General features: G+C 67.1%; 18 protein-coding genes and 2 riboswitches. Of the genes, 5 read left to right on the plus strand and 13 right to left on the minus strand.

The genetic code is table 11. From position 1 onward, the window contains the following. Window positions 1–171: 171 nt before the first annotated feature. The 9 genes from AC4EEO_RS14945 to AC4EEO_RS14985 form a co-directional block, all read right to left on the minus strand. On the minus strand, window positions 172–3,204 hold the full coding sequence (locus tag AC4EEO_RS14945) for an alpha-mannosidase (protein ID WP_491339185.1): 3,033 nt from the start codon (window positions 3,202–3,204) through the stop codon (window positions 172–174). Window positions 3,205–3,302: 98 nt separating this feature from the next. Next, window positions 3,303–4,187, minus strand: a complete 885-nt coding sequence (gene fdhD, locus AC4EEO_RS14950; protein ID WP_285318437.1) for a formate dehydrogenase accessory sulfurtransferase FdhD — start codon at window positions 4,185–4,187, stop codon at window positions 3,303–3,305. Between the two features lie 50 nt (window positions 4,188–4,237). Beyond that, window positions 4,238–5,689, minus strand: a complete 1,452-nt coding sequence (locus tag AC4EEO_RS14955; protein ID WP_491339186.1) for a molybdopterin molybdotransferase MoeA — start codon at window positions 5,687–5,689, stop codon at window positions 4,238–4,240. Further along, window positions 5,686–6,690 carry an NTP transferase domain-containing protein gene (locus AC4EEO_RS14960; RefSeq protein WP_491339187.1) on the minus strand — a complete coding sequence of 335 codons (1,005 nt, stop codon included), beginning with the start codon at window positions 6,688–6,690 and terminating at the stop codon, window positions 5,686–5,688. Before AC4EEO_RS14960 ends, AC4EEO_RS14955 begins: the two co-directional genes overlap by 4 nt. Window positions 6,691–6,732: 42 nt before the next feature. Then, window positions 6,733–7,233 (minus strand): HNH endonuclease, encoded by a 501-nt coding sequence (locus tag AC4EEO_RS14965; RefSeq protein WP_018762155.1) that lies wholly within the window; start codon window positions 7,231–7,233, stop codon window positions 6,733–6,735. 268 nt (window positions 7,234–7,501) lie between these two features. After that, window positions 7,502–8,269, minus strand: a complete 768-nt coding sequence (locus tag AC4EEO_RS14970) for an NlpC/P60 family protein (protein WP_018762154.1) — start codon at window positions 8,267–8,269, stop codon at window positions 7,502–7,504. 162 nt (window positions 8,270–8,431) lie between these two features. After that, a complete protein-coding gene (locus AC4EEO_RS14975) occupies window positions 8,432–9,109 on the minus strand; it encodes a C40 family peptidase (protein WP_491340432.1) in 678 nt (225 codons plus the stop codon). Window positions 9,110–9,179: 70 nt separating this feature from the next. Further along, window positions 9,180–9,361: riboswitch (cyclic di-AMP (ydaO/yuaA leader) on the minus strand. A gap of 128 nt (window positions 9,362–9,489) precedes the next feature. After that, window positions 9,490–10,311 (minus strand): M23 family metallopeptidase, encoded by an 822-nt coding sequence (locus tag AC4EEO_RS14980; protein WP_491340433.1) that lies wholly within the window; start codon window positions 10,309–10,311, stop codon window positions 9,490–9,492. 12 nt (window positions 10,312–10,323) lie between these two features. Further along, window positions 10,324–10,554: riboswitch (cyclic di-AMP (ydaO/yuaA leader) on the minus strand. 118 nt (window positions 10,555–10,672) lie between these two features. Next, the gene (locus AC4EEO_RS14985) at window positions 10,673–11,374 is read right to left on the minus strand and encodes an iron-dependent transcriptional repressor DtxR (protein ID WP_018762151.1); all 702 of its coding nucleotides are present in this window, start codon (window positions 11,372–11,374) and stop codon (window positions 10,673–10,675) included. 272 nt (window positions 11,375–11,646) lie between these two features. Here AC4EEO_RS14985 and serC point away from each other — a divergent pair, with 272 nt between their 5' ends. Further along, a complete protein-coding gene (gene serC, locus AC4EEO_RS14990) occupies window positions 11,647–12,777 on the plus strand; it encodes a phosphoserine transaminase (protein ID WP_491339188.1) in 1,131 nt (376 codons plus the stop codon). 75 nt (window positions 12,778–12,852) lie between these two features. Here the strand turns inward: serC and AC4EEO_RS14995 are convergent, their stop codons facing one another. Both AC4EEO_RS14995 and AC4EEO_RS15000 read right to left on the minus strand, forming a co-directional pair. Continuing rightward, on the minus strand, window positions 12,853–13,377 hold the full coding sequence (locus AC4EEO_RS14995) for a DUF3027 domain-containing protein (protein ID WP_491339189.1): 525 nt from the start codon (window positions 13,375–13,377) through the stop codon (window positions 12,853–12,855). A 6-nt stretch (window positions 13,378–13,383) separates the two neighbouring features. Further along, window positions 13,384–13,767: a cold-shock protein gene (locus tag AC4EEO_RS15000; RefSeq protein ID WP_018762148.1), complete on the minus strand. Its 384-nt coding sequence runs from the start codon at window positions 13,765–13,767 to the stop codon at window positions 13,384–13,386. 222 nt (window positions 13,768–13,989) lie between these two features. Between AC4EEO_RS15000 and AC4EEO_RS15005 the strand changes: the two genes are divergently transcribed. Genes AC4EEO_RS15005 through AC4EEO_RS15015 form a run of 3 tightly spaced genes read left to right on the plus strand, consistent with a single transcriptional unit; the run spans window position 13,990 to window position 18,371 of the window. Then, window positions 13,990–14,223, plus strand: a complete 234-nt coding sequence (locus tag AC4EEO_RS15005) for a hypothetical protein (RefSeq protein ID WP_026264694.1) — start codon at window positions 13,990–13,992, stop codon at window positions 14,221–14,223. Window positions 14,224–14,233: 10 nt separating this feature from the next. Then, the gene (locus AC4EEO_RS15010) at window positions 14,234–16,711 is read left to right on the plus strand and encodes a helicase-associated domain-containing protein (protein WP_491339190.1); all 2,478 of its coding nucleotides are present in this window, start codon (window positions 14,234–14,236) and stop codon (window positions 16,709–16,711) included. Window positions 16,712–16,724: 13 nt separating this feature from the next. After that, the gene (locus AC4EEO_RS15015) at window positions 16,725–18,371 is read left to right on the plus strand and encodes a DNA repair helicase XPB (protein ID WP_018762145.1); all 1,647 of its coding nucleotides are present in this window, start codon (window positions 16,725–16,727) and stop codon (window positions 18,369–18,371) included. Window positions 18,372–18,392: 21 nt separating this feature from the next. Here the strand turns inward: AC4EEO_RS15015 and AC4EEO_RS15020 are convergent, their stop codons facing one another. Both AC4EEO_RS15020 and AC4EEO_RS15025 read right to left on the minus strand, forming a co-directional pair. Next, window positions 18,393–19,262 carry an FHA domain-containing protein gene (locus tag AC4EEO_RS15020; RefSeq protein WP_109863863.1) on the minus strand — a complete coding sequence of 290 codons (870 nt, stop codon included), beginning with the start codon at window positions 19,260–19,262 and terminating at the stop codon, window positions 18,393–18,395. Between the two features lie 5 nt (window positions 19,263–19,267). After that, entirely contained in the window at window positions 19,268–19,525 is a 258-nt protein-coding gene (locus tag AC4EEO_RS15025; RefSeq protein WP_026264693.1) for a hypothetical protein, read from the minus strand. 165 nt (window positions 19,526–19,690) lie between these two features. Between AC4EEO_RS15025 and AC4EEO_RS15030 the strand changes: the two genes are divergently transcribed. Continuing rightward, a complete protein-coding gene (locus AC4EEO_RS15030) occupies window positions 19,691–20,191 on the plus strand; it encodes a DUF427 domain-containing protein (protein ID WP_491339191.1) in 501 nt (166 codons plus the stop codon). Window positions 20,192–20,200 lie beyond the last annotated feature (9 nt).

Genomic DNA, 20,200 nt, shown 5'->3' on the forward strand with positions numbered 1-20,200 from the left:
TCATGAATGTGTGAAGGCGGGCGGACCAGGCGCTTTTGAACGGGGATAAATTCTGAATCGCCGGGACGTCCAAGATGCCTTCGCACACATTGGGGGGATGAGTGGTGGCGGATCGTTGGGGACCGCCCCCACTCAGCCTGTTTAAGGGCTCTGTACCGGGCCGTGCAGGTGCTATTGCCGGGTGAAGCGCAGGGTGACCAGCTGGAACGGCCGCAGGCTGAGTACGGCCCCGCTTCCGTCCGGATCAACTCCCGGCGCGTCACCTGCCCGCTCCAGCAGGTCGGTGGCCACCACTCCACTAACCGGGAAATTGGCGGTGATACGCCCGGCTGAGCGCTGGCCCAGGGACTCATAGAGCCGCACCACCACATCGCCCGAACCGTCCTGCGCACACTTGACCGCTTCGACCACCAACGCAGGATTGCTGACCGTGAACAAAGGCTCCACCGGCGCCGCACCGCGAACCAGCCGGGGCGCCAGGTTGGTCCGGTACCCCTCCTCGATGGCGTCCGCAATGCCGGCGCCCGGGCGGATGGACACGGTCAATTCGTGGCGGCCGCGGTCGGCGTCGGGGTCGGGGAACTTGGGTGCCCGCAACAGGGACAAACGCACCGTCGTGGTGGTTCCCCCGTCGGTGTCCCTGACGCTCCTGCCCACATCATGGCCGTACGTGGAAGAGTTCGAAACTGCCACCCCATAGCCGGGCTCGCCCACGTGGATCCACCGGTGGGCGCAGATTTCGAACTTGGCGGCCTCCCAGGAAGTGTTGGTGTGGGTGGGCCGGAAGACATGGCCGAACTGGGTTTCCGCTGCGGACCGATCGGCCCTCACATCCAAGGCGAAGCCCAGCTTGAGCAGCTTCTCCCGCTCCTGCCAGTCGACGGTGGTGGTGATTTCCAGTGAGGGGCTGCCGGGCGCCAGGGTGATGCGCTGCGTGAGCGGCGAGGTGCCTGCCAGCCGGTCCACGACGACGACGGCGGCCGCCCCGTCGGTGGACAGCCGGACCGATTCCGCGTGCCGCAACGGTGTGACGTTCCGGCGGTAGAACTCGTCGATGTCCCAGGCATCCCATTCGTTGGGCGTGTCCCGGTGCAGCTCCAGCAGGTTGCCGCGCTGGCCGGGGGCGATGGCCTCCCGGCCGGTGGCATGGTCGCGGAGGGAGACCAGCAGCCCGTCGGCGTCCACCACTGCGCGGATGATGCCGTTGTCCAGGATGCAGCAGTCGCCGTCCCGGGTGGCCTGTACGGCGTCCGTCGCGGCCACGGGCGTGGCCGCGGCGAACGCCGGAACACCCTGCCGCGCGTGCGGAGCCGCGTTGAGCAGGAACTCCTGTTCGCCCGCACCCAGCATGGCTGATCCCGCCTGGCCAATGATTGCTTCGAGGGCGGTGTCGATGGCCCGGTAGTTCCGCTCGGCATCCTGGTGCACCCAGGCAATGGAGCTGCCCGGCAGGATGTCGTGGAACTGCTGCAGGAGCACCAAGTGCCAGAGGCGCCGGAGTTCAGCGGCGGGGTAGTCGTAGTCGCCGCCGGTACGGACCGAAGCCGTGGCGCACCACAGCTCCGCCTCGCGCAGCAGGTGCTCACTGCGCCGGTTGCCTTTCTTGGTGCGCGCCTGGCTGGTGTAGGTGCCGCGGTGCAGTTCCAGGTACATCTCGCCCACCCAGACGGGCAGCCCCTGGTAGTCGTCCTCGGCCTGCCGGAAGAAGCTCTCCGCCGACCCGATCCGCACCTTGGGCGAACCTTCAAGGTCCCGGGTGCGGGCCGCGGCAGCCAGCATTTCCCGCGTGGGACCGCCGCCGCCGTCGCCGTAGCCAAACGGCACCAGGGACACGGTGCCGCGTCCGTGGTCCCGGTAGTTGCGTTCTGCGTGGGCCAGGTCGCGGCCGCTGAGGTCCGAGTTATAGGTGTCCACCGGCGGGAAGTGGGTGAACAGCCGGGTGCCGTCGATCCCCTCCCAGTTGAAGGTGTGGTGGGGCATCCTGTTGGTCTGGTTCCAGGAGATCTTCTGCGTGAGGAACCAGCGGCTGCCTGCCGCTTTGACGATCTGGGGAAGCGCCGCGCTGTACCCGAACGAGTCCGGCAGCCAGGCTTCCCTGCACTCGATGCCGAACTCGGAAAGGAGGAAGCCCTTGCCCTCCACGAACTGCCGGGCCATCGCTTCGCCGCCGGGCATATTGGTATCCGATTCCACCCACATGCCGCCGACCGGAACGAACTGGCCGGCGCGCACCTTCTCGCGGATCCGCCCGAACAATTCCGGGTAGTACTCCTTGATCCAGGCCAGTTGCTGCGCGGAGGAACAGGAGAAGACAAAGTCCGGGTTCTCGTCCATCAGGGCCACGACGTTGGAGAACGTCCTGGCGCACTTGCGGATGGTTTCGCGGACGGGCCAGAGCCACGCCGAGTCAATGTGCGCGTGCCCGGTGGCCACCAGCTGGTGGGCGGAGGCGTACGCTGGCCGGCGCATGACCTCGGCGAGGGCCTCACGCCCTGCCGCCGCAGTCCCGGCGACGTTGTCCGGGTCCATGACGTCCATCATGCGTTCCAGCGCCCTGAGGATCTCGTGGCGGCGCGGCAGTTCCAAGGGCAGCTGTTCCATCAGGCCCGACAGGGTCCAGATGTCCTGCTGGAGTTCCCACACGCACTGGTTCAGTTCGGCGATGGCGATGGTCCCGAGCCGGTACTGCGGCGCTCCGCCGGCTGTTGCCTTGTCGCCGAGCGGAGTGGCCGCGAAGGTCCAGCCCTGCGCCATGTCGGGGTTCGCAGCGGCCTCCACGTAGAAGTCCACGGCCATGCCGCTGCCCAGGAGCTTCAGCGGGATGTGCTGGTTGCGGGGTGAGATTGCCTTGATGATGGACCCGTCTGAACGCCAGGCGATTCCCTCGCACTGGAATCCGGGCGCCTCCGTGGTGAACCCGAGGTCAACCACCACCTCCACGGTGGTGTCCGGGCCGCCGCCCCACGATTCCGGCACCTCGCCCTGAAGCCGCAGCCAGGTGGTCCCCCACGGCTTGCCCCAGGGCGCACCGTGTTCCTGCGGCTGGAACTGCTGCCGCATCGCTTCCAGCGCGGGGACCGGCTCGCCGGGAACTTCCCAGCTGCTCAGGGCAAGCGGAACCGTCCTGCTGTAGACGGCCGGGGTGATGCGCTCGCGCACAAACCTTGCCAGGCGGACTTCCGTGATCCTGCGGTCGTCATGCAATATTGGTCCTCTTTAAGCTTGGAACTGGATCATTGTGTCCATTCGATGGACAAATCTACCCGTTGGCTTCGCGGCATCCAACCCCTCGAGCCGGACGTTCACCCCTGAGCCTGCGGGACGGCGGCTTCCGGTCGCAGGATCCGGGTTTCACCGGAGTAGACGTTGAAGCTCGAGCCCCGGCTGAAGCCCGCCACGGTCAGCCCGTTGGCCTCGGCCAGCTCCACGGCAAGGCTCGACGGTGCGCTGACGGCGGCCAGGACGGGTATCCCGGCGAGGGATGCCTTCTGCACCAGTTCGAAGGACGCCCGTCCGGACACCTGCAGGATTGTGCCGGTCAGCGGCAGGAGGCCTTCGCGCAACGCCCACCCCACCACCTTGTCCACGGCGTTGTGCCGCCCCACGTCCTCGCGCAGGCACAGGAGGCGCGGCTCGCCGTCGTCCCCAATCCTGAAGAGGCCCGCGGCATGCACTCCGCCGGTATCGTCAAAGAGGCGCTGGGATTTCCGCAGCAGCCCGGGCAGCGACGCCAGGACCTCCGCATCGACTCTCAGCGGATCCGACTGCGGGCTGAAGTGCGAGGACTTTTGGACCGCATCGATGGAGTCGGTTCCGCAGATGCCGCAGGAGCTTGAGGTGTAGACCTTACGCCCGGTATCCGGAACCTCGACGTCGGGCCGCAGCTGGGCCTCCACCACGTTGAACGTCTGGACGCCGTCCTCGTCCTCGCCGGCACAGAATCGCAGCGATACCAGTTGCTCCGGAGCCCAGATGACGCCCTCGGACACCAGGAATCCGGCCACGAGGTCAAAGTCGTCCCCGGGAGTCCGCATGGTCACCGAGTAGGAAAGCCTGCCGAGCCGGATTTCCAGCGGCTCCTCCACCGCGAGGACGTCTTCGCGGTGGCGGACCGGGTACTCCAGGGCGCCCGGCGATCCATCCAGTACGAATTTGTGCACCTTTCGGCGCTGGGTTACGCGTCCCATGTTCCAGCCTGCCTCGTCATGACTCCATCATGGCACTTTCGGCGCCCGGCTCAGTCCAGCAGCGCGCTCCAGTCGACGGGGCCGCTGGGTGCGGGCTTGCCCTTGGGCTGCCCGGTCCGTCCGGCGGTTCGGGGCTTGGGCTTGGCCGCCGCGTCCGCGGGCGGCGGGAGGGGCGGCCCCCAGGGCAGTGCGAAGGCCGGCACCGGCTCCCCCAGTTGCACGCCGTGCGGCGGTACCACCAGGACGCCGTCGGCGGCAGCCAGTCCCCGCATCATTCCCGGTCCTGTGTGCTGGGCCGGCGACGCCATGCCGTACAGCAGCCGGAACGGCATCAGCCGGGTGCGCCCCGGGTCCGGTTCGATCATGGTGCCGCACGGCACCTCCTGGACGGCGGGCATGGCGGCGTGGCCCAGCGCTGCGAGGAGTGGTGCGCCCACAGTGGACAATGCCATCATGGCCGCGAGCGGGTTGCCCGGGAGGCCCAGGACAAAGCGGCCGTCCGGAAGTTCGGCAAGGACGGCGGGGTGCCCCGGACGCATGGCCACGCCGTCGATGACCAGCCGGCCGCCAAGTTCAGCCACGGCCCGGCGGAAGTGGTCGGTCCCGGAGCGCCCGGTTCCTCCGGTGGTAATGACGACGTCGGCCGGCAGGTCCGGCGCGTCCGGCACCTCCGGCACAACGTCCTCGAGCGCCGCAAGCCATTCCTCGTAGGAGTCGCCGATTCGCTGCTGGCCGCCCGGTATGCCACCCAGCATCGCCACGACGTCCTGCAGCTGGGGCCCAAAGGTATCCCGCACCTTGCCCGGATCGGGGGTTCCTGAGTCCACCACCTCGGAGCCTGTCAGGACGAGGCGCACCACGGGCTTTCCCTGAACCTGGAGTTCATCGTGTCCGGCCAGTGCGGCCAGTGCCAGGTGTGCGGGGTTGAGGTCCACGCCGGCTTTGACCAGGACGTCCCCTTCCAGGGCCTCTTCGCCCGCTTTCCTGATGTGCTCACCGGCGCGAGGTTCCCCCGGGCGCGCCTTTCCTCCGGCCATCAGCAGCGGGAGTCCCTCGTCGTCCGTGGCCAGGACCGCATTCTCGGTCCTCAGGACCGCTTTGCCTCCGGCCGGGATCAGGCCTCCCGTAACGATGATGCTTGCTTGGTGCGGGGCAAGGCGGTTCCCGGGGTCCACCGGAATCCAGGGGCCGCTGCCGTTGACCGCCCAGCCGTCCATGGCTGAGGACGCATAGTGCGGCATGTCCTGGAGTGCCAGGATGTCCTGGTCGAGCCTGCGGCCGAGGGCCATGCGCAGCGGCACGGGCCCTCCCGGGATCGGGGTGGCCGCATCGAACGCAGCCTGCCGGGCTTCTTCCCAGGTGTGCGCCAGGTGGTGCCCGCTGGTTTCAGCCTCCGGTTCCGTGGTTTCCGGTCCAGGTGTTTCGTGCCCGGCGGTCCCCTGTGGTGCTTCGGGCTCGTCGGCAGGTGGGACCTCCGGCCAGTCGCGGGGTTCTGCCGTCATTCGCCGGGGGTCCCGGCGGCAGCTTCATTCTCGTAGTCGGCAGCCAGGGACCGTGCCACGGCCATCGCCGCTTCCATGGACACCGTGTCCATTTCCCTGCCCGGTGCGGCAGCCAGCCCCGCGGCGAATCCTGCGATGAACGTGGTGAGTGGAGCAGCCGGCCGGACCACGGCGTGGGCTGCGACGCCGGCAAGGGACAGCACTGCGTTCACGTCCACCTGGACGTCCTCCAGCTTGTATGCCTGGAGCAGGGCCCTGCACCATTCCTCCAGCGTCTCGTCCTGGCTTTTCACGACTTGCCTCCCACGTTGGCTCCGCACGTTTTGGTCAAAGTCTTCACGCTGGCTCCCGGCGGCGATCCCCAGCGTGGCAGCATCACCCCACGTATCCACGTCGGCAGTGGACCCGGCTGGGACTGTGACAAGCTGCACGTCCAGATTAGCAAGGAGGGACCTCACGGAGCCGTTGACCAGGGCGTCCCGGCGGGACAACTCACCGCACGATCTTTTTAACTCATCAGTGTTATATATGGCTGCCAGCGGCTGTTCCCTGCCGTCGGCCGAGCGGGCCACGGCGCCCCGGCCATCGCCCGCAGCTGCCACCGCGTCCCGGAGCATCGCCACCGCCCGGGCTGCCAGCGGCATGTCGCAGGCGAGAACCAGAGTGAAGGGCGCCCCTCCCCCAAAGGTGGCAAGGGCATCTAGGCCGGCTGAGATCCCGGCGGCAGGACCGGCAAACCTCGGCTCCTCCCGGCAGGACAGGACGCCTGGCGGCAGGGCCTGGGCGGGCCCGGCCTCATCGGCAGCCCCGCGGGACGGAGGGCCGCCGGCGGAAACGTCGCCCACAACAACCGTACGGCGGGCACCGGCAGCGGCGTCAAGGGTCCATGCCAGGAGGGTTCTTCCCCGGAGGACCAACGATTGCTTGGGTACTCCACCCAGCCGTGATGACCGGCCGCCCGCCAGGATCAGGGCGTCAAAGATCAACGGGTCCGTTTGCACCCACCCAGCCTAGCGAACAGCAACCGGCCTGGAAGCCGCTTGTCAGGCGGCGCGCTCGGGAAGCAGGAATGGATCCCAGGCGGGGGTTGGCTTCTCCAGTTCCTTGATCTGCCAGATGGTTCCGTGCGGCGGCTCCGGCACGAAGCGCAGGGTCCATCCCATCTCGCCGGGGGTATGGTCACCCTTGACGTTGTTGCACCGCAGGCAGGCAGCCACGAGATTCTCCCAGGAATCGGCTCCGCCCCGCGATTTTGGGTGGACATGGTCGATTGTGTGCGCTGCCTTTCCGCAATATGCACACTTGTGCCCGTCACGTCGAAGCACACCACGGCGGCTGACGGCCGTTGAGTGGTTGTACCGCGGGCGGATGTAGCGGTTGAGGAGGATCACGGACGGGCGGCCCAGGACGTCAGTGGGGCCCACCACGGGATCATCCCCCTCGGCCACCACGCTCGCCTTGCCTGTGAGCACAAGCACCAGCGCCCGGCGGAAGGTGATAACCGCCAGCGGTTCATATCCAGCATTCAGAACGAGAGTGCGCATGCACGTACCTCTTCACGGCCGCACCCGTCAGGGGCACGAGGGCCGGCTGCCCTCGGCATGTCCGGGCTATGGATCGACATCACAAGAGTAAACAGAGAATTGCAATATCAGGTAATCGGTATACGCGGAGGCCGGATCCCCACCCCGGTGGCGGGAGCCGGGATGCACGCAGAATGGCGGGAGTTAAACGGGAAAAGACCCCCGCCTCAAGGGCAGGGGTCCTTCCGGGCACATCTTATGCGGCGCCGCGTGCGGCGGGCGGCAGTGGTTACCGAACGTGGATGAAGACCGGTCCGGAGCCAACGTTGGCGCTGAACACAACGGTGTCGTTGCCGTTGAAGCCGCCGTGGACGGCCATCCCGTTTCCGGCGTAGACGGCGATGTGGGCCATTCCTCCGCCACCGTCGGCGTAGTAGATGAGGTCGCCGGGCTGGGCCTGGGATGCGGACACCCTGTCACCCAATGACAGGTAACCGGCGGGCCAGTCGTGGAAGTGGATGCCGACGGCAGCCAGTGCGTTGGTCACCAGCATGGTGCAGTCCTGGTGTACGCCAAGCTGGGCGTAGGCAGCGGACAGGATGGCAGCACCCTTTCCGCTGGCGGAAACCTGGGCGGCGGGGGCAGCCGTGGCATCGGCAGTTGCAACCTTGGCAGTCACCTTGGGAGCGGCAACGGCCTGGGCAACGGGAGCGGGAGCGGCTTCCTGCACCGCAACCTCGGGCTCGGGAGCCGGTGCCGGAGTGGTGGTAACTGCCGGCTTTTCGAAGCTGATGGCAATGGTGGAAGCCGCTGAGATCGGAGCGTCGACGGCGGATTCAACTTCCATGGCGGATGCCGGAGCCGAGTCGCGCTTGACGTTGGTGTCGGCTGCGTTGGCTGCGATGCCGCTGGTCAGGACCAGGCCGGAAGCTGCAGCGATTACTGCAGCCTGGCGGCCCATGCCGCCGGCGTTGTCGCTGACAGCCTTGGCAATGATCGCGATCGAGTTGGTTTTGGTGACCTCGGCGCGGTGCCGTGCGGTAGCACGAGTCGTCATCAGTTCTCTCTTTCGTTTTCCTCTGGACCGCGGTGGCCTGTCCGAGGGGGTTGGATGCGCCGGCATCTTGGGGGTACGCCGGCGCGTCCCGAACGGGGATGTTGGTTTCTAGCGAAAAAGCTTTGGGCAAAGAAATAGCCCTTGGAGCGTGGAGCCCAAGAACTACTTGTTCAGGTGGTAGTACGTGGAAGTACCGGTGGCTGCGGGAGAGTGGAGCATGGTTCCCTGCGACGGGTTGAGCGCGCTGATCATCATGCCGTTGCCGACGTAGATGCCGACGTGTGCGCCGCCGTTCTGGACCACGAGGTCGCCCGGCTGGGGGGTGGAGGTGGGGGTCATGATGCTCCACGCGTTCGTGCGGGGAATGCTGATTCCAGCCTGCGCGTAGACCCACTGAACGAAGCCAGAGCAGTCCCAGCCGTTGGGGGTGGTGCCGCCCCAGACGTAGGGGTGGCCGATGCCGGTGTAGGCGATCGCGGCGATACCCGAGGTGGCTGCGGACGAAACGGCTTCCACTGCCTGTCCGGCCTTGGACGCCTCCTGGCCGGCAGTGGTGGCGGTGCGGTCCGCGGACGCGGTGGACTGGGTGCGCACGGTTTCCACCTTCGGGGCGGCGGTGGTCTTGACCGCCGGACGCTCGAAGGAAACGGTGGCCGTGGGGGCCGCGGTGACAGCAAGGGCGGTCTGCGCGGAACCGGACTCCGTGGAGGCCGAGATGCCGGCAGTGGTGTCCGCGGCGTTGGCCGGCAGGCCCATGCTCAGGATGAGGCCTGAAGCCGCTGCCACAACGGCAGCCTGGCGGCCCACGGTCCCGACATTGGCGCTTACGGCCTTGGACATGGCGTCCAAGGGGTTGGCGCGAACCGTTTGCGCACGGTGGCGCGCAGAATTATGGCGTGAAGACACGAAGGTAGCCTCTCCCAATGCCTGCGAGGTGAGCTGTCGGATTCGGATGGGAGTCACCCGGCCACTTCGCTTCCTGGGAAGCTCATGACTTAACCCCAAGGCCTTCCAGAACGCAGAAGGCCAAAATTGGTTCCCCCGCCCCTGCCAGACGATGAAATGCGAACGGACCTTGAGCGGTGGCAGAGTTAGGCAATCCACTCAAGAGCGTCAACTTCGGAAAAGTTGACGCGAGTTAGACGGTACAGCAGTTTTGCTTCAATGTCACATTCAGGTCACGGCGGGTCACGGCGATCTGGGAGTGCGCAATCAAACGGTTACAGCCAGCCCATCGGATCGACCACTTCGCCGTTGACCTGAACTTCGAAGTGCAGGTGGCAGCCGGTGGACGCCCCGGTGGTCCCGCTCAACGCCACGACTTCGCCGCGGGAGACCGTTTGGCCCACCTTGACGTTGAAGGACGAGAGGTGGTTGTACGTGGTCTCCAGGCCGTTGCCATGGTCGATCACCACCCGGTTTCCACCGCCGAACTGGTGCCAGCCGGCGAAGGTCACGGTTCCTGTTGCGGCTGCCAGGACGGACGTCCCGCACTGTGCCACAAAGTCCTGTCCGCGGTGGAAATCTCCGGTGCCGCCGGTGATTGGGCTGACCCGGTAGCCGAAGGGCGACGCGGTCACGAGGGATGCCAGCGGCGCGGCCAGGGTCCCGGCGGAAGCCGCACGCGTTACTGATCCGGCCGACTGGGCGCTCAGCAGTTGCTTCAGCTTCCCGTCGGGGTCCGCCTGCGTTACGACGGCTGAGCGGCTGAAGTCGATCTGGGCGCCTACATCCGCGGAAATCTGGGGCTGGGGGCTGACTGCGGAGGCGGCCTGGGGCGCGATTCCGGCCGCATCCGTCGCCATAACGGGGCTGGTGGCGGGCATGGTCACCGTGAGCACCAGGCCGGTGGCGGCGAGGGCGATGCCGGCCTTTTGGCCGATGCCGCTGGCCGCGGCAAAGTCGGTGATTTGCCGGAACGGACCCCGGCGGCGGCGTGCATCCCGTTGCGGGTCGCGGGGGCGCTCCGCGGCGGCTACTTCGACAACCCGGGCTGCCTCAGGGGGGCCCGCCGCGCGACGGCGGCCCCGGGAGGTCTGCATGGTCAAGAAGGGTTCCTCTCTGGAATAGCCTGCGGAGTTAGCTGTCGGATTCGGGTCAGAGAGATCAAAGACCCGGTCCGTCATGGGCAAACTTCTACACAGGGGTATTCCCGGAAGAATCCTTCACTGGAGAGGCTTGCTGCTGACGGACTTCACCCCAAGGCAGTCCCCCGCTGCCGGTTGTGGTTCCCCCGCCTCTGCCAGTAACGACTCGTACACCTGGCCCGCTGGCAGAGCTCGGCTCCGGATCAGGTAACGCTTAAGTATCAACGCTGGGTTCCACTATAGGGGCTTAAGACCCTAGGTAACAATTCCGTTATCTTTGCGTGGAATCCCCCGGGTGGGGTATGGAAACGCGGCGTCAGGCCTGGTTCACGGCGACGAAAACGTGTGCCGCCACCTCGGGAGGCAGCTCCAGCGCGCCCTCGATTCCCGCCACCCGTACCGAAATGTAGTCACCGACGCGTTCCAGGGAGACAGACGCGCCGGGCCGGATACCGCCCTCGTCGAGCTGGGTCAGCAGTTCCGGCTCCACCTGGATCGGTTCCGCCAGCCGGCTGATGGTCACTGCCGATTCAGGCCCGTAGGCCTTCATTGCCTCCACCAGGCTGATGGCGCCGTCGCCGAACCCGGGTCCGGGCTGTCCGCCCAGGGCGGCAAGGCCGGGGATGGGATTTCCGTAGGGCGACTCCGTGGGGTGGTCCAGCATCTCGTAGATGCGCCGCTCCACCCGTTCGCTCATAACGTGTTCCCAGCGGCAGGCTTCGTCATGGACATAGGCCCAGTCCAATCCGATCACGTCGGCCAGCAGGCGCTCGGCCAGCCGGTGCTTCCGCATGACCTCAGTGGCACGCTTGCGGCCGGTGTCGGTCAGTTCCAGGTGCCTGTCACCGGAGACGACGACCAGGCCATCGCGCTCCATCCGGCCGATGGTCTGGGAAACGGTAGGCCCCGAGTGGCGCAGGCGTTCGGCGATACGGGCCCGGAGGGCAACGATGTTCTCTTCCTCAAGCTCCAGGATGGTCCTGAGGTACATCTCCGTAGTGTCGATCAGATCCGTCATCCAGCTCAGCTCCTCGAGCGCAGTACCTTGCGTTGTCCCACCGTATCGCCTCTTCCCGCGACGTAGTCCGGGGAAGAGTTTAGCCTATTTTGATTTAGTCCGAATAGGGCCTGCCGCCTGCGGCGTCTCATTGGCTGGACATTGGCGCCGCCCGCTCCCGCCACCCTGCGCGCTTCAGGCAGAATTGGGGAAGGTTTGCACTGCAGCCATGGCCGGCTCCCGGCCACCCACCACCCGGACCACAGCTTTCGTCCCCGCCGAATGGAGCACCTGTGAGCGACACCAGCATCACGATTCCCGCCAACCTCCTGCCCCAGGACGGGCGCTTCGGGGCCGGCCCCTCAAAGGTCCGGCCGGAACAGATCGATGCCCTGTCCGCTGCGTCGAAGACTATCCTCGGCACATCCCACCGGCAGGCTCCGGTCAAGAACCTGGTGGGCTCCGTACGCGAAGGACTCAGCCAGTTCTTCCGTGCTCCCGAGGGCTACGAGGTGGTCCTCGGCGTGGGCGGCTCCACCGCGTTCTGGGACATCGCGAGCTTCGGCCTCGTGTCCAAGAAGGCGCAGCACCTGTCCTTCGGGGAGTTTGGCTCCAAGTTTGCCTCCGCCACCAACAAGGCGCCGTTCCTGGAAGCGTCCTCGATCATTAAGTCTGAGCCGGGCACCCGTCCTGCAGCGCAGGCGGAGGCGGGCGTGGACGTCTACGCGTGGCCACAGAATGAGACCTCCACGGGCGTCGCCGCCCCGGTCAAGCGGGTGCCGGGCGCCGACAAGGACGCCCTGGTCCTGGTGGACGCAACCTCCGCTGCCGGCGGCCTGGACGTCGACATTGCCGAAAGCGACGTTTACTACTTCGCCCCGCAAAAGAATTTCGCTTCCGACGGTGGCCTTTGGCTCGGCCTCTTCTCCCCCGCCGCCCTGGAGCGCGCTGCCGCCATCAAGGCAAGCGGCCGCTGGATCCCGGACTTCCTGGACCTCCAGACCGCCATCGACAATTCACGGCTGAACCAGACGTACAACACCCCGTCGCTGTCCACCCTGGTAACCCTTGACGCCCAGGTCCAGTGGCTGAACGCCAACGGCGGCCTGGACTTCGCCTCTGCCCGCACCGCCGATTCCGCCGGCCGCATCTACAGTTGGGCTGACGCCTCGGAGTTCGCCACCCCGTTTGTGGCCAACCCGGAGGAGCGCTCCAACGTCATCGCCACCATCGACTTTGACGAGTCGGTGGACGCGGCAACGGTGGCGAAGGTCCTGCGCGCCAACGGCATCGTGGACACCGAGCCCTACCGGAAGCTGGGCCGCAACCAGCTGCGCATCGCCACCTTCGTCGCCATCGAGCCCAACGACGTCTCGGCACTGCTGTCCAGCATCGACTATGTAGTGGGCGAGCTCCGCAAGTAGTCCAGGCACACGCGAAAGGCGCCGCCCGGGATAACCCCCGGACGGCGCCTTTCGCGTGTGGCGGAAAATTCTCGCCTAGTCTTTTGGCTCCGCGGCGCCGGCGGCAGGCTCCGCGTCGTCGTCGGCAGCCTCTTCATCCCCGGGCGCCTGCTCCGTTGCGGACGGCTCTTCCTGGCGGGCTTGTTCGGGATCCTGCTGCTGCTCGTCCTCGGGGCGCACGCGTTCGGCCCACGGCACCCACTCCGGGGCGAGGATCGATTCTTCGGACGGCAACAGGCCCAGCTCATCGACGGTAACCACCTTGGAGCGGGAGTTGCGGGTCAGCACCGCGTACCACTTCCAGCCGCCGTAGCCGGCCAGCCGGGACTCGAACAAGTGCGTGACCAGCCGGTCGCCCTCGCTTTTGGCACCAAGGTGCGGCCCGATGGTGGCAGCGGGCGTGATGCCCTCAACCGCGGCCCGTGCAACATCGACGGCTGCTGCCAGGAACGCGTCAGGCTTGCCCGTCCGCCATACCGGAACCCCGGCCTTGCGCTTTGGCGCAGCCTTGGCAGCTTGCTCCTGTGGAGCCACGCCCGGTTGTTCAGCTTGGGGGTTCATCGGCGCCTAGACGTCCAGCTCGTCGGCAACCTTGCGCAGGGCGGCCGCGATTGCCTTGCCCTTGTTGCCGTCCGGGTACTTGCCCTTGGACAGCGTCCCGGACAGGTTGTCCAGGACGGTCACCAGGTCCTGGACCAGCGGCGCGAGGTCCTTGGCGCTGGGACGCTTTGCTTTGGCAATGGACGGGGTCTTGTCCAGCACCCGCAGGCCCAGTGCCTGGGCGCCCTTGCGGCCGTCCGCGACGCCAAACTCCACGCGGGTGCCGGCTTTGAGCTCCGTTACACCCTCGGGCAACGACGACTTGGGCAGGAAGACCTCCTGGCCGTCCTCGCCCGCGAGGAATCCAAAGCCCTTGTCCTTGTCATACCACTTGACCTTGCCGGTAGGCACGTAATCAACCTTCTTCGTTCTGCTGTCATGAGACACGGCCAGGTGCCACCGCGTCCGCATTGTTGTGCGGGTTCAAGGTATGGCCCTGCAAACCGTGTTGGTCTGTATGCTTCAAGGTTATCCTGCCGCATGCCCTAATCATGCTTCCGGCCGTACTGTTCCGCCCCGGGCGCAAGCCCGGGGCTTTAGCGGCACGCCGGACGCCGCTGTAGCGTTACCTCCATGACACCCTTGCGTTTCCGCCGGCCCCTGATGGTGCTTGCAGCTGTTATTGCCCTGCTTTCCCTGGTAGCGGTGGGAACGGTCATGGCGCTTGCCTTCGCGGGGTCCGTCGCTCCCACCTGGGTCACGTACTCAGCGCTGTACGGCCTCCCGGTGGCCTTCATCCTGATGCTCCTGCTGGTCCTCGATGGCGTGGCCGCCCGGCGGCGGGCGGGAAGGCGGGAGCCGCGGTAACGTTGGACTGATGTCCCTCATTCGTGCGCTCGGCAAGGACCTGGAGGCACGCAGCGACGATTCGTTGCGGGCACTGTTCGCCGCGCGGCCGGACCTGATCTCCCCCTCGGTGCCGGATTTCGCGGCACTCGCAGCGCGGGCGAGCTCCCGGGTCAGCGTCCAACGGGCCCTTGAACGGCTCAACCGGCCCCAGATGCAGGTGCTCGAAACCCTGCATCTGTGCACCAACACCGACACCGGCCACAGCGCGTCCGCGGAAAGCCTGCAAAAACTGGTCCGGGGTTCGTCCCTGGCCACCATTCAACAGATCCTTGGCACCTTGCAGGAACTTGCCTTGGTGCACCCGGCCGCACCACCGCACGGCTCCCCGCCTGCAGCGTCCGGACATGTCTTCTACCTCCCGGCGGGCGCCCTCAAGGACGTGGTGGGAATCTACCCGGCCGGACTGGGCCGCAGCTACACGGAACTGGTGCGCCTGCAGCCGGCGTTCGCCCAACGGGCAGTACCGCTGGTTGCCGAACTGCACCGCAGCGGCTTCGCCGTCCACGAGGCCACGACCCCCATGGACGCGGCACTGGCCCTCCAGCACTGGACATCATCTCCGGAGCGGCTGCGGGACATCCTCGCCGGAGCCCCGGAACGGACGACGGCGCTGCTCGCCAGGTTCCGGAACTGGGCCATGGGTGCCGTCCCCCAGGCGCAACGGAAAGCCTCGGTCCTGACGGAACCGGCCGACGTCGGCCCGGTGGACTGGCTCCTTGCCCGCGGCCTGCTGGTCCCGCTCGACGCCGCGCACGTCGAATTGCCGCACAGCGTGGGGCTGGCGCTCCGCGGCGGTGCCATCATCGACGACTTCACCCTTGCGCCGCCCGTCCCCGAGCTCGGCCGGACCACCGCAGCGCTGCGAAGGAACGCGGCCCTGAGCGCGATTTCGGAGACCCTGAGGCTCGTCTCCGAACTGCTGCATGCCGTCCGGGACCAGCCGCTGGCCACCTTGCGCAGCGGCGGGGTGGGGGTACGCGAAATGCGCCGGCTCTCCGAACAGCTGCGGATCGACCAGGGCGCGGTGGGGCGGCTTCTTGAACTGTGTGGCCTGGCAGGCCTGATCCGCCTCGACGTCGACTCGTCGTGCTGGGTGCAGCCGCCCCAGCTCGAGTGGCTCCTCCTGCCGAGGCAGGAACAATGGCTGTGGTTGGTCAACGCCTGGCTGGCCAGCGAGCGCGTCCCCTCGATGGCGGGCCAACCGGTCAGTACATCGCCCGGCACACCTGCTGCCCGGCCCGCGTCCGGCACCACCATCGCCGCGCTGTCCGCCGGAGCGCAGCGGCCCGATGCCCCGGTGGTCCGTAAACGCATCCTGGAAATCCTGCATGAACTCACGTGCGAGGCATCCGCCCCGGACGGGGCCGCCCCGGTACTCGATGCCGCCGCGGTCCTCCAGCGGGCGGAATGGTCACAGCCGCGGATGGCAAGGCGGTTCAGTTCCCTGATCCGCGGCGTCCTGGCAGAGGCCGAACTGCTGGGCCTCGTGGGATCCGGCGCGCTGAGCCAGCTCGGAAGCGCTTTCGCCGAAGACAATCCCGACGCCGCCCTTGCCATCCTTGGCGAGCACCTCCCGGCAGCGCTGAACCACGTGCTGCTGCAGGCGGACCTTACCGCCGTCGCGCCGGGCTACCTGGCCCCCGCGCTCACGGAAAAACTGCTGGTCATGGCCGATGCCGAAGGGCAGGGCCCGGCTACCATCTACCGGTTCTCCGCCGAGTCCATCAAACGGGCGCTCGACGACGGCTACGACGCCCCCGCCCTGCTGAGCTTCCTGCGTGAGCACTCGGCCACCGCAGTGCCGCAACCGTTGGAGTACCTGGTGGAGGACACCGCCTCCCGGCACGGCAGGCTGCGTGTGGGCCAGGCAGCGAGCTTCATCCAGAGCGACGATGAGGCGATGCTCGCCGGACTGCTGGCCGGCCCGAAAGCGGCGCAGCTTGGACTGGTCCGGCTTGCCCCCACCGTCGTGTCGTCCTCCGCCCCGCAACGCGACGTTGCCGCCGCGCTCCGCAGCCTGGGCCTGTCCCCCTCGGTGGACGGCACCGAGCCAGCCGGCCACCTCCGCCGCGCTGCCTCCGCGCAGGAAAGCCTCCGCCCTGTCTATACCGCTCCGCGGCTGGCGCCTGCGGCGGAGGACGTGGATGCCCAGCTGCACCTGCTGCGGCAGTCGCGTGACGCCGTCGGACACTCCCCGGGACCTGCCGCGGGCATTGAAGCCGCCACGCAGCTGGGGCTGGAGGCGCTGCAGCGGGCCATCCGGCTGAAGCAGCGGATCCACATGAACGTGGTGGACAGCCTGGGGAATGCCAGCATGGAAGTGGTTGTTCCGCTGTCTGTCAGCGGAGGACGGGTCCGTGTGTTCGATCCCGCCAAGGAAACTGAACGGGTCCTGTCCGTCCACCGCATCATCGATATCGAAGCCGCCGAGGAACTGCGGCAGTAAAGGACTTCCCCGCGTGACCGACGGACCCTTGATCGTCCAAAGCGACAAAACCATCCTCCTCGAAGTGGACCACGAGCTGGCCACCGAAGCGCGGCACGCCATCGCGCCCTTCGCCGAACTGGAACGGGCTCCCGAACACATGCACAGCTACCGGCTGACCCCGTTGGGACTGTGGAACGCACGCGCCGCCGGGCTGGATGCGGAAAAGGTACTGGATGCCCTGCTGAAATACTCGCGTTTTCCGGTTCCCCATTCGCTGCTGGTCGACGTCGCGGAAACCATGTCCCGGTACGGCCGGCTGCGCCTGGAGAAAGACCCGCGCCACGGTCTGGTAATGCGGACCGACGACTACCCCGTGCTCGAGGAAGTCATCAGGGCCAAGAAGATCGCGCCCCTGCTGGGGCCTCGGATCGACGGCGAAACCGTGGTGGTGCACGCATCCCAGCGCGGCCAGCTCAAGCAGCTGCTGCTGAAGATCGGCTGGCCGGCCGAGGACCTGGCCGGCTACGTAGACGGAACCCCGCACCTGATTTCGCTCCACGAGGACGGCTGGAAGCTGCGCCCCTACCAACGACTGGCCAGCGAAAACTTTTGGGCGGGCGGCAGCGGGGTGGTGGTATTGCCCTGCGGTGCCGGGAAGACGCTCGTGGGGGCCGCGGCCATGGCCACAGGTTCCACCACCACGCTCATCCTGGTCACCAACACCGTTGCCGCGCGGCAATGGAAGGACGAACTGATCAGGCGCACCTCGCTCACGGAAGAGGAAGTGGGCGAATACTCGGGCGCCATGAAAGAGGTCCGTCCGGTCACCATTGCCACCTACCAGGTGCTCACCACCAAGCGCGGAGGCATCTATCCGCACCTGGAACTGGTGGACGGCCACGACTGGGGGCTGATCATCTACGACGAGGTCCACCTCCTGCCGGCACCGATCTTCAGGATGACGGCCGACCTCCAGGCCCGCCGCCGCCTTGGGCTGACGGCCACCCTGGTCCGGGAGGACGGGCGCGAAGGCGAGGTCTTCAGCCTGATCGGACCCAAGCGCTACGACGCGCCCTGGAAGGACATCGAGGCGCAGGGCTACATCGCGCCGGCGGACTGCGTCGAGGTTCGCGTCGACCTGCCGCAGGACGAGCGGGTTGCCTACGCCATGGCCGATGACGCCGACAAGTACCGGCTGTGCGCCACCTCCGAATCCAAGACGCAGGTGGTGGAGCAATTGGTGGCACGCCACAGCGGCGAGCAGCTGCTCGTGATCGGGCAGTACATCGACCAGCTGGACGAACTCGGCGAGCGCCTGCAGGCACCGGTGATCAAGGGCGACACCTCCGTGAAGGTGCGCCAGAAGCTCTTTGACGCCTTCCGCGCCGGTGAGCTGCAGACCCTGGTGGTGTCCAAGGTGGCCAACTTCTCGATCGACCTGCCCGAAGCCTCGGTGGCCATCCAGGTATCGGGCTCCTTTGGGTCCCGGCAAGAGGAGGCTCAGCGGCTCGGGCGCCTGCTGCGGCCCAAAAAGGACGGCCGGGCTGCCAGGTTCTACTCGCTGGTGGCCCGCGACACCCTGGACCAGGAGTTCGCCGCGAAGCGCCAGCGGTTCCTGGCCGAACAGGGGTACGCCTACCGGATCATGGACGCCAAGGACGTGGAGGCTGCCGGATAGGGTCCGGCAGCTTCCACACCGTCAGCTCACGCCGTAGGAGCTGTCGCGTTCCATGGTTCCAGTGCGCGGATCGAACTGCGGACGCTCGTAGGCCAGTTCGCCGCCGCTGCGGCCGCCGTAAGGGCGGCCGTGGTCTGCGAATTCTTCCCGGAAGAACGCAAGGCACCATTGGCCCATCTGCATCCGGGCGCCGGTCCTGAGCAGGGAAGGACCGGAGGTGGCAACGCTTCCGCTGACGGGGCCATGCGGCACCAGGACATACTCATCCTGCTCGTCGTGCCTGATCTCTGCGTGCAGCCCCTCCAAGCCCTCAAGCCTGATATCGGACTCCGGGCTGCTGCCGATCGTGGTGACCTCGCCCGCCAACGCCACTTCACGCGGGATCTGGCCGGTCCAGGTGGTTGCGTCCTGGACAAAGATGAGCCGTGGCCGGCCGCTCCCCCGCGTGTAGTGGGTGGTGGTGATGCGGCGGGGAATACGCCGCCGCACCGTGGGGAGCAGTGGCAACGGCGTCGCCGGCGGAAGAAGGGGAATGCCGTTTGGCCGGCGCCGTCCCTGCCGGAGGAGCGGCAGGAGGGTTCCGAGTTTCCCGAGCTTGATATGCGGGGACCTGGTGACGAGCCGCTGCGATGCAGGACTCTCCACGGCTCCCAGGCTGATGAGGTTGCCCTGCGGACCGGAGATGTGGACACTGATGCCTTTCCTGGCCAGTACCTCGGCCAGGGGCTTCACTTCGTCCAGGGACGGGAGCCCGCCTCCCGACAACGGGGCCAGGTCCGCGAGTGATACCGTCAGCTCCGTGCCGGCGGCCTTGGCGCTTCCCCGGGTGACCGCCCCGGACTCGTCCGAGAAGGAGAAGTCAAGGTCCACATCCAACCGGTACTCAGCCATGTCTGTCAGCCGCGGTTCAGATCGGATCCGGCGGCATCCTTGTCGCTGGTGGTGACCCGCAGGCTGCCGTTGAGCTTCCAGGTGGCCCGCGGCGCGTCAGGACCAATGTCGCGGGGCACCTCGATGGTCATGTCCACGAACTGGTAGTTGATGGCAGCACCCTTGCCGGTGAGATACGACCACATTTCCTCCGCCAGGTCAGCCCAGTCGCGGATGCTGCGGTCCGTGGATGTGGTGTTTTCAGATGCGCTCAGATCAGTCATGATGGTCAATCCCTTCACATGGGTCAGGAGCGATGGAACCCTGGAATCAACACTGTATTCCCGAGGCCCTGACGGCGGAAGAGATCGGGCGCTGAACGTTCTCACCCTGATTTCGGTTCCCGCCGGAGTGTGCCGCACGCCACGGATCCGGGGGACACTGGATGTATGAGCATACGCATCATTCCCGCCGTCCCCGGGCCAGGCCAGGAATCGGTCTGGGACTACCCCCGCCCGCCCCGGATCGAACGCAATACCGAACACATCAGGATCTTCCTGGGCGGTGAACTGATCGCCGACACCACCGAGTCGCTGCGCGTCCTCGAGACCAGCCATCCGCCGGCCTACTACCTGCCGCGGTCGGCGTTCGTGCCTGGCTCGCTGGAACCGGCGGCAGGCAGCAGTTTTTGTGAGTTCAAGGGGTCCGCCGAGTACCTGACCGTGCGCGGCGGCGGGGAGGAAGCCGAGGGGGCCGCCTGGTCCTATCCGGAACCGTCGTCCGGATTCGAGGCCCTGGCAGGCCGGGTGGCCGTCTACGCGGGCAGGATGGATTACTGCGAGGTGGACGGTGAACGCGTGCTTCCGCAGCCAGGCCGCTTTTACGGCGGCTGGATCACCCAGCGGATCGTAGGCCCCTTCAAAGGGGAGCCGGGAACGATGGGCTGGTGAACACAAGCG

This window comes from Pseudarthrobacter sp. MOO13, assembly GCF_058267655.1.